11 protein-coding genes are annotated in these 16765 nt (G+C 39.3%); 2 read left to right on the forward strand and 9 right to left on the reverse strand.

Annotated features, from left to right (window positions below):
- The first annotated feature begins 24 nt into the window (after nucleotides 1-24).
- Both ACK1I8_RS17990 and ACK1I8_RS17995 read left to right on the forward strand, forming a co-directional pair.
- Entirely contained in the window at nucleotides 25-924 is a 900-nt protein-coding gene (locus ACK1I8_RS17990) for a S66 peptidase family protein (RefSeq protein WP_412466672.1), read from the forward strand.
- Between the two features lies 1 nt (nucleotide 925).
- Entirely contained in the window at nucleotides 926-1333 is a 408-nt protein-coding gene (locus ACK1I8_RS17995) for a DoxX family protein (RefSeq protein WP_412466673.1), read from the forward strand.
- 66 nt (nucleotides 1334-1399) lie between these two features.
- Here the strand turns inward: ACK1I8_RS17995 and ACK1I8_RS18000 are convergent, their stop codons facing one another.
- The 9 genes from ACK1I8_RS18000 to ACK1I8_RS18040 all read right to left on the reverse strand — a co-directional run bounded on the left by ACK1I8_RS18000 (nucleotide 1400) and on the right by ACK1I8_RS18040 (nucleotide 16765).
- Nucleotides 1400-1849 (reverse strand): hypothetical protein, encoded by a 450-nt coding sequence (locus ACK1I8_RS18000; RefSeq protein ID WP_412466674.1) that lies wholly within the window; start codon nucleotides 1847-1849, stop codon nucleotides 1400-1402.
- Between the two features lie 9 nt (nucleotides 1850-1858).
- Nucleotides 1859-3334 carry a SusD/RagB family nutrient-binding outer membrane lipoprotein gene (locus ACK1I8_RS18005; RefSeq protein WP_412466675.1) on the reverse strand — a complete coding sequence of 492 codons (1476 nt, stop codon included), beginning with the start codon at nucleotides 3332-3334 and terminating at the stop codon, nucleotides 1859-1861.
- Between the two features lie 20 nt (nucleotides 3335-3354).
- On the reverse strand, nucleotides 3355-6483 hold the full coding sequence (locus ACK1I8_RS18010) for a SusC/RagA family TonB-linked outer membrane protein (protein ID WP_412466676.1): 3129 nt from the start codon (nucleotides 6481-6483) through the stop codon (nucleotides 3355-3357).
- Nucleotides 6484-6747: 264 nt separating this feature from the next.
- On the reverse strand, nucleotides 6748-8229 hold the full coding sequence (locus ACK1I8_RS18015; protein WP_412466677.1) for a RagB/SusD family nutrient uptake outer membrane protein: 1482 nt from the start codon (nucleotides 8227-8229) through the stop codon (nucleotides 6748-6750).
- 17 nt (nucleotides 8230-8246) lie between these two features.
- Complete coding sequence (locus ACK1I8_RS18020) at nucleotides 8247-11405, reverse strand: SusC/RagA family TonB-linked outer membrane protein (RefSeq protein WP_412466678.1); 3159 nt, start codon at nucleotides 11403-11405, stop codon at nucleotides 8247-8249.
- 961 nt (nucleotides 11406-12366) lie between these two features.
- Nucleotides 12367-13056: a hypothetical protein gene (locus ACK1I8_RS18025; RefSeq protein WP_412466679.1), complete on the reverse strand. Its 690-nt coding sequence runs from the start codon at nucleotides 13054-13056 to the stop codon at nucleotides 12367-12369.
- Between the two features lie 60 nt (nucleotides 13057-13116).
- Entirely contained in the window at nucleotides 13117-13569 is a 453-nt protein-coding gene (locus ACK1I8_RS18030; protein ID WP_412466680.1) for a hypothetical protein, read from the reverse strand.
- Between the two features lie 602 nt (nucleotides 13570-14171).
- A complete protein-coding gene (locus ACK1I8_RS18035) occupies nucleotides 14172-15047 on the reverse strand; it encodes a DUF1735 domain-containing protein (RefSeq protein WP_412466681.1) in 876 nt (291 codons plus the stop codon).
- 23 nt (nucleotides 15048-15070) lie between these two features.
- Nucleotides 15071-16765, reverse strand: coding sequence for a SusD/RagB family nutrient-binding outer membrane lipoprotein (locus tag ACK1I8_RS18040; protein ID WP_412466682.1), 1695 nt, complete (start codon nucleotides 16763-16765; stop codon nucleotides 15071-15073).

Raw genomic sequence — 16765 nt, forward strand, 5'->3', positions numbered from 1 at the left:
TTGGCAAAGATAAGTGTTTTGAAGATGATTAAGCAGCCCCCGTATTTAAAAAAAGGAGATAAGATTGCGCTGGTATGCCCGGCAAAGAAATTACCCAAACCTATAGATCAGGCCATAGTGCTATTGGAAAGTTGGGGTTTAGAGGTTGTTATTGGCGATAGTGTGTACGCCAGCCACCACCAATTTGCAGGAACCGATGCTTTAAGAGCTAAAGATATTCAGCGTTTTTTAGATGACCCATCTATAAAAGCAATCATTTCGGGCCGTGGAGGCTACGGTACCATCCGGATTATTGATGACCTTGATTTTACAGAATTCAACAAAAATCCAAAATGGTTTGTGGGTTTCAGCGATATTACCGTACTGCTATCCCATTTGATCGCTCAATGTAATTGCCAATGTATACACGCACAAATGCCTTATACCTTTGATGAATCAACACCTGAGGCTTTGCTGTCGTTACGAAAGACTTTATTTGGTGAAAAGCAGGCCTATTCCTATCAAAGCGGGTTTAAGAACAGGACAGGAGAGGCAAGCGGGGTATTAATTGGTGGCAATTTAAGTTTGCTCACCATGGTACAGGGTTCGGTTTCGGAAATGGATTTTACTGATAAAATCCTCTTTTTGGAAGATGTAGGCGAACAGGAGTATGGAATAGACCGCATGTTGCGTATGTTGAAAAGGGCGGGCAAACTAAAAACCTTAAAGGGCTTGGTTATTGGCGCCTTTACTGAAATTGAAGAAGAAAAGATTTCTTTCGGGCAAACTGCTGATGAGGTGATCTGGGATATTGTTAAAGATTACGGCTTCCCGGTCTGCTTTAACTTTCCAACAGGGCATATTAACAATAACCTCAGTATGGTTTTAGGCGCTGAGGTAAATTTAAAAGTGGAAACAAATAACGTTCAATTTAAATATTTATAAGATGGCAATTTTAGACAATTTAGGAAAATACCGCAATACAGGTTTGTTGCTGATCCGTATTGGTTTAGGTATCATGTTTATCATTCACGGTTTTCCCAAACTTGCGGGCGGTCCGGGCGGCTGGACTGATTTAGGCGGCAGTATGAAAGTAATCGGCATAGATTTTATCGCAATATTTTGGGGCTTTATGGCGGCAGCTACAGAAACATTTGGGGGTTTCCTTTTGATTGTAGGATTGTTTTTCCGTCCGGCATTAATCTTACTGATTTTTACGATGCTTATTGCCGCCTTAGTTCATTTTGGTAAAGGAGATGGTTTACAAGGTGCAAGCCATGCTATTGAATTAGGCATTGTATTTTTCGGTTTGCTTTTTATTGGCCCCGGGAAATACAGCGTGGATAAGAAGTAAATGGCAGAGTATAAAGCAAGAAAGCCCGGTGAAGAAATTCGCCGGGCTTTCTTATTATCCTTTATTTTAGCCTGTGATATTGATAGTGAAAAACCGTTTTACCACCTGACCATTGCCCAGCGTGGCGGAGACAGTTAATACTACAGATCCACTGGTTCCAGATGTTGGAAGCGGAGCATCATTGGCCCCTCTTAAATCTTTAACCAATTTTGTAAAAGTATAGGTACCACCACTTACAGTCGCCGTGCCTAAATTGTTTACCACAGCACCGGTTAACGTTGTAAAGGATAGTGTTTTAACATCGCCACTATATGTAATTACAATATTTACCGTTCCGGTTCCTTTAGTACTCGGTGTAGCAGCAGCATAACTGGAGTAAGTACCGCTAATTGTGCTTGTGTAACCGTCAAAAACAATAGTAGCAGGCGCATCAAGTGTTTCTGGTTGTTTCGGATCTTTTTTGCATGAGGCTAAACCTAGAACTGATGCAAGTAATATGATTAAAATTCTTTTCATGGTTGTTGTCTATTTATCCCAGAATACAGATTTTACAAATACTGAAGGCCGGGCAGGAGTGTTAGGATTATAACTTCTTTCGTTAAATGAATATGGCAATATGCGCGGAATAGCGGTTGCCGGAGTTACCGGAGTTAACGATGGAAAACCAGTTCTTCTCCAATCTGTCCAGGGTTCAATGGCAACGCCGAAATTAGATACAAATTTTTCTTCAATAATTTTTTGGAGGGCATTACCTGTAAGCAAAGTTCCATTTGTTGAAGCCAGATAAGTAGCTAAACCACTGTTTACAGCAGAAGCCTCTGTGGCATCTGAAAATTCTGTTGCGCTACCGAATGAAGCTGTTATACCTGCTTTATAGTAAGTATCTGCTGTAACCAAATCGTTTCCTCCATTGGTTCTGGCATAATATTCTGCTAAAATCTGATTTTGCTCTGCAAAAGTTAACATTCTGATGGGTGCTTCACCAGAATATACACCGGCTGAAAGCTTTCCTCTGAGGTAGGTACTCATGCGCGAAAAGGCAGTGCTTACCACAACATCGCCGTTACCATTAGTTGCACCAATATATGTACCGGATTGCAGGGTAAAAAATGAGTTTCTTCTACTATCACTTTTGGCATTCATCATATCTACCAATGTTTTACTTGGGAAAAACTGGTTTGGTCTCGATCCCTCGAATTGGTGAATAGGGTTGGTTTGATTGGCTGAAGTTAAAAAGCGCATCTGGAAATTGTCGGTATTTGCCCTTAACAGCTTGTTGTTAGCCAGAATAGCTAATATTCCTGTCTTGGCCTTGCTTGCATCAGCAGCTGTTCCGTTTACAGAGAAATAATGAATATACATTCTTAACTTCAGTGCATTTCCAAAACGCTCCCATTTATCCATATCACCACCGTAAAATAGATCATCGGTTGTTGGTGCCAGCAAAGATGCCTTTTTAATATCGGCAATACCTTCATCAATTAAGCTAAATAAATTATCATAAATGGTAGAAGAGCCATCAAATTTAGGTTTTAGGTTTGCTTCATAACTAATAGCTTCCGAGTATGGAAGATCTCCGAAAGCATCCACATGTGTTTGGTAAACATAAGCCTTTACGAGTTCTGCAACACCGGCATACTTTGGGCTTGTTGCCTTGGTCTTCTCAATCACTTTTTGCAAATCTGCCAATGTTCCTGCAAAAGTAGCAGCCCATGAGTTGTTGACATCGCTTTCACCTATTGCATATTTATCATATTGTGTTGGCTGAGCAGAACCACCGCCTTGTGCAGCAAACTGTTGAACCCACAACGAAGTAAAACGATGTATATCGGAGCCCATTGTAAAGCCCAGCCTACCTTGTGCTGCTGGCAAAACCAAACTTGCATCCGGATCTTTTAATCGTGTGGGATCATCATTAATGTCTACAAATTTCTTACACGAGCTGAATCCTGTTATGGCTAATACCAATCCAAAAACAATTTTCTTTATATTAATTTTCATATTTAAACTCTCCTATAATACTAAAATGATAATTTTAAAAATCCACCATAGGTTCTGGTTTGAGGCTGACCGTTATACTCAATACCCTGGCCATTACTAACCCCCAAAAGATTGTTTTCTGGATCCAGGTGAGGAAAATTAGGCGCGTACATCAACAGGTTTCTTCCGGTTAACCCGACATTGATTCCTTTTATAAAGCTTAGTTTGTTTAATAATTTGCCTGGAATCCGATAAGATAGCGTTGCTTCACGTAACCTGATCCAGGAACCATCGAATACGGCATACTGCTGAGCGGCTGCAGAATATAAATCACTATAATATTGCTCCGCTGTTATTAAGGTATTGTTCGGTGTTCCATCTGCATACACGGCATTGTGCACATATAATCGATCTCTGTTACCGGTTTCGGCTGCAACACCGTACCTTCTTAAATCGGTAATTGTTCTCGAATAAATATCACCACCATAACGTACGTCTGCAAATAAACTCAATGATAAACCTTTATAAGAGAAAGTGGTATTTACACCTCCGGTCCACTTCGGATTAGGATCTCCTATTGGCTGCAGTTCTGCCGTGTTGATCTGGCCAGAACTTAATCTACCATTCGCATCCACAACATCTTTGCCATTAAGTTTCTTAAATACCTGTCCAAATAGGGTGCCGTATTGATATCCGGTAACGATGCGACCTTGCGGATTGGTGAAACCACCATTACCTATAAAAGGTACACCAGGTGCTAATTCAACTACTTCATTTCTTCCTTTAGTAAAGTTTACGGATAGATCCCAGTTAAAGTTTGTACTTTTTATTGGTGTTCCACTGATCAACAACTCGATACCATGAGCTTTTAGGGTTCCTGCATTTAACAGCGTACTGGTAAAACCAGAAGACGGTGCACTAGGTACAGAAAATATAATGTCGGTACTTTTGGTGCTGTAGTACGCAACATCAAAACTCAACCGGTCTTTAAAAAGCTTAGCTTCCAATCCAATTTCCCTTGAAGCTGTAAATTCTGGCTTAATATTGATATTACCCGCCGCATCAGAATAAGTCTGGCCATTAACTCCATTGAAAGGGAAAATCAGATTTGGTCCAAAACCATCAGAAGGGCCTGCAGTTCCATAATATGTTCCTGTACTGTAAACAGGTGCTTCTCTACCTACTTTGGCATAATTAGCCCTAATTTTCAAGTAAGTTAAAATGTCGTTTTGTTTTAATTCGGGAAAAGCCTCCGTTGCGATAAAACTGGCATCTAATTTAGGATAAAAATAACTTCTTTTATCAGGTGCAAAGGTTGAAGAAACGTCTCTGCGTCCTGTAAATGACAGGTATGCAAAAGATTTATAGTCTAAGCTAATATCGGCATATACCCCTACCAGGCTTTGTTCTGTTATGGACTGAAAAGGAACATAGGTTAAAGTATTGGAAATATTGTAATTATGGGCCGCCTGTATACCATTTCCCGTAACCTGTAACTGGTCTAATCTTCTATAATTAATCTCGTTACCCAATAAAAATCTGGCGCCAAAATCTTTCCAAAACCTTTGGTTAGCCACCAAATTGAAATACGAACTTACCTCCCGCCGGTTTGTTGTATTATCAATGATAGAACCGGTTCTGCTAGCCGATTGGTTATTATTTGCCGATTTTTCGTTGATTGTTTTAGATACGTTGGTATATTGATCAATACCGATTTTATAATTCGCACTTAACCAGTCTGCAATTTTATAATCTAAACCAACATTACCAATGGCACGATCTATCTTTTGTTTATACAAAACGTATTTAATGGACCATAGCGGGTTATCTGAACCTAAAATATTATAATAAGTATAACCTGCATTGTTAACACGGCTCGTAGGAATGTTATTTAACCCTGCGGGGGTTTCGAAAGGATAATTTGCCAGGTTATAGGTTCTGGGCAATGTCATACCGTCAAATAGCGGATTAGATCTCGCATTACCTGTAGGCGTACCTACAGCGTTATTATGAATGTATTGAATTGAAGAACTGATGGTTAAGTTTTTATTCAATTGCGTACTTGCATTAACAGTAAAGTTATTTTTCGCTAAGGTGTTGTTATCAATATAGCCACTTTCTTTAAAATTTCCATAATTGAAGTAATAAGCTGTTTTTTCGGTACCACCAGAGAAAGTAACATTATTCTGCAGGTTATACCCCCCTTTGAATATATCCTTAACATTATCCGGATAAGCGGTGAGGGTTTCCGGATTGCCAAGATAATTCGTAACTGTTTGTCCGGTTATTTTAGCACCCCACGACATCTGCGAAAAAGAATCGTATAGTCCGTTTGTTCCCTGAGAATATTGATTCTGGTAATCTGGCAAACGATTAACTTCTATGTAATTATAATTACTGCTTAACTCCACTCTTCCGGCCTGTCCTTTGCTACCTTTTTTAGTCGTTACAATTACAGCCCCGGCAACGGCCCTAGAACCATAAAGTACAGCTGCAGCAGGCCCCTTCAAAATCGTTACTGATTCAATATCATCCTGGTTTAAATCAATACCCCTGTTCGAATTTGTACTTCCTGTATTTACAGATTGGCCCCCTCCTCCATTATCGATCGGAATACCATCCAATACCCATAACGGTTGGTTCGATCCGGTAAAGGTAGTGGCCTGTCTGATATTGATATTTGCTGAAGCACCCGTTGCACCGCCTGTTGATAGAATTTTAACACCCGCAACCTTGCCCGCTAATGCATTTACCACATTGGTTGAACGGCCGGCAGTTAATTTTGAAGCATCAATTGTGGTGGTTGCATAACCTAAAGATTTAGCTTCTCTTTTCTGGCCTAATGCGGTTACTACCACCTCTGATAAAGACTTAGAATCCGACTCCATTGAAATATTAATAATGCTACCCCGTATCGCAACTTCCTGAGTGGAATAACCAACAGAAGAAAAAACCAAAGTTTTTGCGCCCGCATTAACTTTGATCGAAAATTTACCCGCGGCATTCGTAGAAACGCCAGCATTCGACATGTCTTTAATTCTTACACTTACACCAGGTAGCGGTAAACCGTCTTCACTGGCCGTAACTGTTCCTGTGATTGTTCTATCCTGCGCTATTGCTGAGGTGCCAATAAACAGCAGTATGAACAAACTTTGTAGAAGTTTTTTCATAAAAAGTTTAGTTTAGTTAATAATAATACAATATAAGATTTAGTATTTCGTAATACAAATTTTACAAAGTAAAAAATTATATATTTTTGAAAAACCTTAAAACAAGGATAACGATATTGATCAGCGCGGTTAAAGTAAAGGTCAGATAAGTGCAGGCAAGCAGTCGAATGGTGTGAAATTCAGCTTTAAACAGGCTAACTTCAGAAAAACAAGACACAAAAAAAGAGGCTATCTTAAAAGATAGCCCCGGCAATATTATTTTAATTAAAAGTTATTAACCTCTGAGTTGGTGTTAACTTCAGCAAGCGGTATTGCGAACGTGTAACGATCATCCGAAACAGGAACAGCCGTACCTACACCAAAAGAAGGAAGTGGGGCGGCTTTTCTGGCCAGGTCATTATACCTAAATCCTTCTGCAAGCAATTCAATACGTCTTTCTTTCAGAATTGCATTTGCCAGATCTGTTGGAGTAGCAAATACTCCAAATACATAAGATGCATCAGACCGATTGCGTACAGCCTGTAATATGGCTCTGGAACGAACTAGATTACCACCCGTTACCAAAGCTTCTGCCTCTGCAACATTCAGCAATACTTCCGCGTAGCGAATAATTGGAACAAAATCTATAAATGGTGAAGTGCCTGAGAATTTAGTTACCCTGCGTACCGTACTGGTAGAAGATAGGGCTACATTGCCCGTTAAACTGGATTTCCTGGCATCAGTTGAAGGCCATGCTGCATCTGCGTAAATACCTGCACCTGTTTGATTCAGAAAATACTCAACGTTAGCGTTGTAGTAATATCCAAGCTGGTTCTGGGTTCCCGGTGCATTGGTATCCGCCATCGGCAGAGAGAAAATTGATTCAGACGTGGTATATGGTGCTGCAAAAACATTGGCTACGTTGGCCTGTAAAGCGTGTGCTGTCCTGGCCGTATTGACAAAAGGGGCCACTTGCGGAACCAGCTTATTTCCTTCTTCAATTACTTTGGCATAGTTGCCCATAGCTAAGTAAACACGTGTTTTTAATGCTATCGCTGTGTTTTTGTGCGCCCTGGTCGTATTGGCCAGAGCGGAGCCCTGTCCATCCGGCAAACCAGCCTCCGCATCGTCGAGATCTTTTATAATCTGAGCATAAACAGCTGCGACAGTACTACTTTTTAATGCATTATTGGCTAATGAAGTTTCTGGCTGCAAACGCAATGGTAAACCACGAGAGGCGCCGTTATTTAGCACGTAAGGTTTAGCAAAAATCTGTATCAAAGAAAAATAGCTTAATGCCCTGATAAATTTAGCTTCACCAATATAGTTGGCATTTAAAGCTGGGGTTAAAACAGTCGAGTTGGCCTCTATACCTCTCAAAAAGAGGTTCACCCTGTTAATGGTTAAATAACCCTGCGACCAGAAACTGGCGATATAAGTATTGGTAGAGTTATTTGTGCCGCCGTAAACATCATAACCGGTAACATTATTACTTAACCTGTTTGTAAATTCCTCAGCTCTGATATCGTTATAAATTTCGTATCTACCGCCCAGAAATGAACCGGATTTAAGTGATACATATAAACCATTAACCTGTCCTAAAATTCTTGTGGGATTGGCAAATGCATCCTGATCGGGAAGGGTCAGCTCTGGTGCTGCCACCAAGAATTCCTTTTTACAGGAAGATACTAAACCTATTAAGGGTAATGTTGTTACCGCTAATGTAGCAACCTTCAGTTTGTATGAATTGATATGAAAAATTTTCATGTTGATTTGTATTTAAATTATAGTCCTAAACTAATTCCGAACGTAAACGATCTTCCCTGTGGAATACTGTTACGTTCGACACCACTCGCCAGGTTGGAGTTACCATTAGTAGATATCTCCGGATCGACACCTGTGTAGCCTGTAATGATAAAAGCATTGTTTACAGCAGCATAAACCCTTGCTCCACTGATACCGGTTTTACCAAATACCGATTTTGGAATTTTATACCCTAACGTTGCTGCCTGCAAACGCAGGAAATCTCCTTTTTCAACATTGGCGTCAATAGGGAATGATGATCCATTGGAAACATTATCCCCGTAAACCACTCTCGGAATGTTGGTTACCTGACCCGGGGTAGTCCATGCATTTAATACCTCTGTTGAGTTGTTCCAGAAACGTTGATCCAATAATCCTGCACGGGAGCCATTATAGATATAATTCCCGCCCGAGTAAGTAAACATGATGTTTAAGTCGAAGTTTTTATATGCAAAGGTATTGTTAAACCCACCATACCATTTAGGCAAGGTTCCACCGATTACCTGAGCATCACCAGCGGGTGAAGAAGCAGGAGTACCATCCAGATAAGTCCATGCATTTGCACCGCCAAGGTGCAGATACTGCACTTCACGGCCTGCAGCATTGATAAAAATCCGACGTCCGTTAGCCGGGTTAACACCATTTGTTTTAACCGCATAAATACTTCCAATAGACTGACCAACAGTTGTGATACTGGCAGATTCCAAACCACTTGTGGTACCAATAATCTGTTTCACGTTAGGATCTAAGGCCGTCACCTCATTTTTAATTGTAGTGAAGTTCAGGTTGGTATTCCAGGTAAAGTCTTTTGTTTTTACAGGCACGCCTGAGATGGCAAACTCAAATCCTTTATTGTACATCGAACCCACATTTGCCAGGATACTTCCACCAGGGATACCTTTAGATGGTGCCTGAGGAACGTCCAAAATCAAATTGTTGATATCTTTATGAAAGTAATCGGCTTCAAAGGTAAGTCTGTCTTTCAAGAAGCCAATATTTAAACCGATATCGGTCTGGTTACTGGTCTCCCATTTCAAATCCTTGTTTCCAGCCTGCCCATACAACCAGGCAAAAGGAATAGCACCATATAAAGCAGGGCTATAAGTAGTATATTCATTATATGATCCTACGTTTGCATTACCCACTCTTCCGTAACTTGCACGGATACGCAAATTGCTGATGGTATTCGATAATGATGAATTTTTGAAGAAATCTTCCTGAGAGATTGACCATCCGATTGATCCACCACCAAAATTACCCCATTTATTCTCCTGTGCCAAACCTGAGTTACCATCTCTTCTAAAATTACCGCTCAAGAAATATTTACCTTTGTAGTTGTAGCTCAAGTTGGCCAGATAAGCTTCAAAAGAGATCTGGTTAATGCCATTTCCTCCCGGAACATTGGTTACATAAGTACCCTGGAACTGATTGAAGAAAGTTGGATCACCTAAACCCTGGCGGATGGCTCCCCAGTTTACGGTTCTTGTTTTTTGAACATCCGATCCTAAGGTTAAATTTAAATTATGGTCGCCTCCAAAAGTTTTGTTATACTGTAAGGTATTAATCCAGTTCCAATTGTTACGGCGCGCAGTATTATTATAGGCATAACCCGTATAAGTAAAGCCATCACCAGATTGGGGGTTCCAGAACTGAATGTTTTCGGTATTACTTCTGTCCCATGAGTAATTTGACCTGAAAGTTAATCCTTCAACAATTTTGAAAGTTGCGCCAAGATTGGTTAAAAACCTGGTATTTTCGGATGTATTTAAATCTTTTTCAATCAATACAGTTGGGTGGGCCCAGGTACCTGCAATAAGATTGGCGTTGTTACCAATATACTGACCGTTTAAGTTATAGCTACCGTCTGGTTTATATACAGATACGTTTGGTGCAGCAGCAATGGCAATACGACCCAAACCTGAAGATGCAAATGCTGAACCCGGAGCAGATCCACTTTGTGGAGATTTGTTGAAACTGTTGTTATAATTCAGGTTTAAATTTAATTCTAACCATTCTGTGGCCTTGTGCGTTACATTGGCACGCGCAGAGTTTCTTCGGAAAGAGTTTGCTTTCAAGAAACCGTCCTGATCGGAAATACCACCCGAAAGGTAATAGGTTGTTTTTGCGGTTCCGCCGCTTATGGTTACATTGTGGTTTTGCGAATAAGCAGTTCTATAAACCTCATCATACCACTTCGTATCAACCAGTGAGCCATCGGCATTATAGCTAGGAAAGAAACTCACTCCGTTTGCATCTCTCTGAGCAGCAGTAAGTGCATTAGGATTGATCCCTAATGCGTTTTTAACTGCAGCATTTTTCGAATCGATGTATTGTTGGGCATTTAATACTTCAGGCAAACGAACAGCATTGTTTACACCCACCCACCCATCATAGGTTACCTTTGCATCGCCGGTTTTTCCTTTTTTAGTGGTGATTACCAATACCCCCGCTGCAGCTCTGGAGCCATATAATGCAGTAGAAGCCGCATCTTTTAAAATATCGATTGATTCGATATCTGCAGGGTTAATATCACCTAAGGGGTTATTTGTAGCAGAGTTGGCTGAAGCATCACCAGTGGGAAAGGGAATACCATCTACGATGACCAAAGGGAAGGAACTCAACGAAATTGAACTTACTCCCCTTACACGGATAACCGGAGGATTGTTTAATAAACCATTTGGCTGAATGATACTCACACCGGCAGCCTGGCCGGTTAAGCCCTGCACAAAACTTTGTACCGGTTTATCTTTCAGATCATCGCCTTTAACGCTCGCAGCCGATCCTGTAAAATCTTTTTTCTTGGTTACGCCATAGCCCGTAACAACAACATCTGTTAATGTTTTAGAATCGCTCTCCAAAGCCACATTGATTACTGATCCTCCACCGATCGTTCTGGATTGAGTAATGAACCCAATGTAAGAAAATTCTAATGATGTTGCGCCTGATGTTACACGGACAGCGTATTTACCATCTGCACCAGTTGTGGTTCCGCCTGTTGCGCCTTTAATTTTAACACTTACACCAGGAAGAGGCATTCCGTCTTCCTTACCTGTAACTGTACCAGTGATTGTTCTGTCTTGCGCCATTGCCGAGCTGGCAACAAACAACAATATGAACAAACTTTGTAGAAGTTTTTTCATAAAAAGTTTAGTTTAGTTAATAATCGTGCAATGGTTCTGTATTCTGCATACAAATTCAACAACAAAAACTGCACATATTTTTATTGCCTTGTTTTAAGCTAATGATCAGGATGAATACTTTAAAGTTTTAAATGCGTCAATAGTGGTTCTTATGGCACATTTTAACTTAAACAATTAATGGGGGGATCTTTGAAGCCACCGCTGGTTACATACGTGCTTCTGCTTGTTCTTTCTTGTGTTATTGCTCCGGTTGCAATGAACAACAATGAGAACAAACGCCGGGCGAGTTGTTTCATAAATAAAAGTTTAGTTTCCGTTTAACAATCCAATATAGCATTTAGAAAAACACCGTGCAAACTTTATAATATAAAAAATAATGTACTTTTTATCTCAATATCAGAGATAAAGACAAAAATAACCGCAAAACATGCTAAAAAAGGGCATAAAAACCATAAACACCTAATAATTAAGCCATAAACAAGCTATAATTTATCGAAAAAGATACAAATACATTAAAACCGGATTAGAAACAGCTCGGATTTGTACGCCGATACTTAATGGGATTCGTAGTTTTTGAAAGAAATTTAAACAAAATGTTTGGCCTTGTTATGATAAAAGTTGCATCGCTGAGAGTGTGTATAATAACTACGACAATAATAGAATCAAATCGTCGTAGTGCACGCCTTTTGTTTGGAGAAACTGATATCAATAATAATCACAGCTTCGGAAGTTTCTTTAGATAGGATAACCAGGGCCAAAGTAGAAACGGGATCGCCATTGGTCGTTCATGACCTTGAAGGCTGAATAGTTGGCATTTTCTATTTTACATCTACAAATAGCGTTCAAATGTGCCAATATCCGCTCCATAGGCCTGATACCTATAAGCTAACAACTCAATAAGCAAAAAAAAACGTTCCATAATTGCTTATGAGATGGCCTATGTTTATATGAACAGGACTAATTAAAGCCAGTTAATTCGTCTGTGCGTACCTTCTTGGGATGGAGGGACTAACTTGGTCTTAATCACGAATTCCGAAGGATATGTCTTACCCTCGTAAGATGAAACAACCCAATCGATGAAAAAGGGCTCCTTATCAACTTTAATTTTATATTCGTGGTTCTTTCCTTTTATTTCATAGTTAACAAAGTATTCTGCATTCCCTTTATCGTCAACTTTTGCTGTAATAGTAACCGGATTTTGTTCAAGCTTATAAATATCGTTGAAGGGAACTATAGATTCAGCCAGCCTTGTAACTAAAGGAAAATACTGCTCTAATGACAGTAAAGGAAAACTTACTGATGCTTTGGAATTGATATCATCATTTCCGGACTTGACATTTATAGTAGCCAAAGCTAACATTTTAGTGTCTAAAGAAATCAATTTCTTAGCATCATAGTTATATCTGGCAAAAAGAGTTTTGTCTTTATTGAAGAGATACCAGTTGCCTACACGTTTTCCGCTTACATAATTACCTCTCAAAACAATTAAACCGTCTTTTTCTATGGAGTAAATTCCGTTAAGTTCATTGTTTATTGTTTGATAAGTTAATTTGGCCCCGTCAGGAAGATCCATTTTTTGCTGACGGATGTTTTGAGAATACGATATTCTTGATATAACAAGAAATATCAAAATTAAATATCTGGTTTTCATGAGCATAAAAAAAGGTGTTCACTAATATAGCGAACACCTTTAATAAATTAAAATATAATTTTATCTAACACCACTATATTTGATATTTAACCCGTAAATGCGTTTAGCCGCGGTCTGATTCCAGTCAAAATTCAAAGTAAACGTACGGGTTGCCGGATCATATTTGTTAACAGGCCAAGGAACATTTGCCAGTGTAGGAGTACCTAAAGAACTCATGGTAAATAAGTTAGTCAAAGGATTTACTGTTAAACGAAGATTGTCAATACCAGCAACGCCAGAACTTCCTCCAGCCCATCTTAAATTTGTAATCTCCAAATTTGTTGCTCCAACAGTAGTTAAGGTCACATCAGGATTTGTAGAAGTATTTCCATTTGGTGCATCTCCTGTTGTTGGAGTTGTAGGGTTCGAATAACGTTGTACGAAACTTCCTGTTTGCATTACGCAAAGACCATCGTAAGTATTTTTTGCAGAAACCGTTTTATTAAATGTTATCCATGAATTTTTTGAAGTCATCAATGGTATGTACCTTACTGACCGGAAAGCATAGTCTGGATAAAACAAGTTTTCGAAACAAATCATCTTTAAACCGGGCAAAGCCGACCTCATCGAAAAGTTTTCCAGGCAGTAGCTCGGTTCCGGGAACTGTAATCTGCTGGATATTTGATATCGAAGGAATCCTAAGCGCCTGAAAGATCGATTTCTGTTTGCCCAAGATGGCTTTTAATCCACTGCTCCCCTTCTTTAAAAAGCAGATTACACGGAAAATAGAGTCTGAGCTGCCTATGGTTTTGATGATCTTGTATCGCCAGAACTCTTGCCAATAACCTGAACACTGATCACTCCGCTTTTATTCTTCTTTTGTCGAACAAACATCGACATAAATACAAGTCGAAAAAGCGCTGTGACACCCAAAAATCTAACTAAAATCAAAAAATTTCTCATAGTTAGCAACAATTTAAGGTGAATGAAAACCACGGAAAACAGAAAAAAGCAAACAAATCTGATTTTTATAATTTATAGTCTTAATTAACAAGAAAAGCCCAGTTTATCAACTGGGCTTTTCTAATTTTAAGGAATGTAAATTATAAATTAACCTAAATTTACTATATCAGTTACTATCTAACTCCTTTGTATGTAAAGGTTTCCTCAAACGTTCTGCCACCATTCCCTTGTTTCCAAAAAACGGTCATTACTTTGGTGGCCGGATTCCAGTTGCTTCTGGTATCTTGTGGAGTTTGAACACCTAAACTCGGACAAGCAACAGTTACCTTATTTGTAGATGGATCTACAGTATATGTTACTTCATTTGTATAAGTGCCCAATAAACCTGGGGACAAAGATACAGTGGTTGCATTAACTGTTATTAATGAAACAGTTTTATTAGCATTAGGAACCAACGAAGTATTTGCTGAGGTAGTATATGTGTAAACTCCATCGTAAGCATTTTTTGCAGAAACGTTTAATAAAACGGTTCCAAAATTTTTGCTTACGCCAGCATAATTACTAGACGTAATTGATATGGGTAATGCGTATTTTTTAGAAAAATCGAAATTAGCGGTTTTATATGTAACTTTTACTGTGGCAGTACGTTGACCAGAAGGAATCGTTACTGTTGGTGTAGTGATTGTATACAAAGACGCCGGTAACTCGACATATGGTACATAAGAGGAAATCACTGATTTATCCGCATTTAATTCAGCTACTGCGGCACTTTTTACACCAATATTCACCGAAACATCCTGTGGTGCCGGATCAGGACCTGTCAACTGCACGGTATAAGTAGCTTCAACACTTGCTCCAACTTCGTAGGCAACTGGGAAAACGGTATAAAGTGAACCTTCAGGAGTTTCTGATGATGGCGGAACAGGATTTTTAAACTCGACAACAGAAGGACTTCCGCTAGGGTTTATAGTGTCGAATTTATTTTTTAAGCAAGATGACATCACCGTTGTCAAAATTGCTCCCGTTATTAATAATTTAAATATTTTCATTTCTTTGCAATTTAATATTGTTACTATTTAGCATACCATATTTTGGTCGTATAAGAGCTAACACCTTTTGGTACATTCTCAGAGTTAACTTGAAACTCAACAGCAGGATAAAGGATTCTTGTTGGCAATTTATCTAATGCTGGAGAACCTGATTTTAAGGAGGCAAAAGTAGCCGTAGCAGAAGTGGATCCAGCAGATATTGTTGGATACCCTGTTCTTCTATATTCGTTAAAGCCTTCCTCACTATTGATCATATTAACTGCAATATATTTTTGTGTAATAATTGCTTCTAATTTATTTGCATCGCTAAGAGCCAATGGCCAATTAACTAACGCACTTGTAGCATTTGCTGTTTTATAATTATCTTTAAGGGTAGCTGCGGGAGTTGTATTAAAATAAACATTAGCAGCATTTTTATATAAATAATTAAAGGATGCGGTTATGCCATTTTCAAACAACGTTTGTCCGTTAGCGTTTAGAGCAGGAAGAATATTTACCGAAGCTAACGAAGCTTCTGCCTGTAAGAAGTAGGATTCAGATGCCAACATCAATACAGTACCCATTGATGCCCCTTTTAAAACACCGCCAACATCGGCTGCTGCATTTGCAGTAGTACCTGTTGGTCTTGAAGATCGGCCTACACCTGAATACCAGTAAGAACCATTCTGGCTACGCTTAACCGGCTCTGTATCATAACCCAGCTGATTAGTAGCAGGGCCCTGGAAGGTAACAGTATTGCCATTGATAGTCTGCGAAACATTGGTACCAAAAGATGCATAAATTGCAGTACCGCGAACATTATCACTTAATTTCGTTCCGTTGTAGAAGGAAACGATCCATGGCGTTGGTAAATTTGATAATCCGGTACCGGTAGCTGTACCGTTAATATCCCAGGCATAAGTTGACCATCTAGGATTAAATTGGCTAGCAGTAGAAGATGAATAACCTGGTTGAACAATTACATCGTCACTTACATAGTCGCCGGTAGCTGTTGGCAAGGAAGCAATAGCTGATGTTACAAATGATGAAAGTGCTGCTACATTTTTGGCACGTACCACCATTTTTAATTTAATTGTATTTGCAAATTGTTTCCATTTTACAAGACTTGCTGTTCCACTTCCTCCAAATAATGGGTCTTGTGCGGCAGTTACTGCTGTGGTTACGTTTGTAACGGGAGCAGTATTCATAATCGCAATTGCATTATTTAGTTCCGTAAAGCAAGCAGCATAAACATCAGTATACTTATCATACTTAGGGCTTAAATTATTTAAGCCTTTACCTGCATCAGAATAGGGTACATCGCCATATTGATCAACAAGTTTTGCATACAAAAAACTTTTCATGATACGGGCCATTGCATTATAATATTTTAACGGGCCGTCAGATGTCGTATTATTGATTACAAAATTCAACTGATTTATACCAGCAAAAGTATCTGTAAATACACCTGCGTAATCATTTGTAGTAAAGTTGTAGGTCCAAACGGTACCCCAGCCACCGTAACCGCCTGCATTAGCTTTATAACCGCCTGTCCATGCTCCGAAATTATCGTATGAGTTCATTGCCGAGGCAGAAGTAACGATAGCCTGAGGCAAAACCAGATTTGGGGTTGCTGATGTTGGACTATTTGGGTTAGTGTTAACATCAAGGAATTTTTTACAAGACGAGCCTGATAAAATTATTGTTCCAAGAATAAATATTTTAAATAATTTTCTCAT

Origin of the sequence: Pedobacter sp. KLB.chiD, assembly GCF_047040275.1 — a bacterium.
Taxonomy (GTDB): Bacteria; Bacteroidota; Bacteroidia; order Sphingobacteriales; family Sphingobacteriaceae; genus Pedobacter.

Bases quoted from the DNA above. Each gene is read 5' to 3' on its own strand.
- ACK1I8_RS18040 (WP_412466682.1), bottom strand. From the start codon at position 16,765: ATGAGAAAATTATTTAAAATATTTATTCTTGGAACAATAATTTTATCA.
- ACK1I8_RS18020 (WP_412466678.1), bottom strand. From the start codon at position 11,405: ATGAAAAAACTTCTACAAAGTTTGTTCATATTGTTGTTTGTTGCCAGC.
- ACK1I8_RS18025 (WP_412466679.1), bottom strand. From the start codon at position 13,056: ATGAAAACCAGATATTTAATTTTGATATTTCTTGTTATATCAAGAATA.
- ACK1I8_RS18030 (WP_412466680.1), bottom strand. From the start codon at position 13,569: ATGACTTCAAAAAATTCATGGATAACATTTAATAAAACGGTTTCTGCA.
- ACK1I8_RS17990 (WP_412466672.1), top strand. From the start codon at position 25: ATGATTAAGCAGCCCCCGTATTTAAAAAAAGGAGATAAGATTGCGCTG.
- ACK1I8_RS18015 (WP_412466677.1), bottom strand. From the start codon at position 8,229: ATGAAAATTTTTCATATCAATTCATACAAACTGAAGGTTGCTACATTA.
- ACK1I8_RS18000 (WP_412466674.1), bottom strand. From the start codon at position 1,849: ATGAAAAGAATTTTAATCATATTACTTGCATCAGTTCTAGGTTTAGCC.
- ACK1I8_RS18035 (WP_412466681.1), bottom strand. From the start codon at position 15,047: ATGAAAATATTTAAATTATTAATAACGGGAGCAATTTTGACAACGGTG.
- ACK1I8_RS18010 (WP_412466676.1), bottom strand. From the start codon at position 6,483: ATGAAAAAACTTCTACAAAGTTTGTTCATACTGCTGTTTATTGGCACC.
- ACK1I8_RS18005 (WP_412466675.1), bottom strand. From the start codon at position 3,334: ATGAAAATTAATATAAAGAAAATTGTTTTTGGATTGGTATTAGCCATA.
- ACK1I8_RS17995 (WP_412466673.1), top strand. From the start codon at position 926: ATGGCAATTTTAGACAATTTAGGAAAATACCGCAATACAGGTTTGTTG.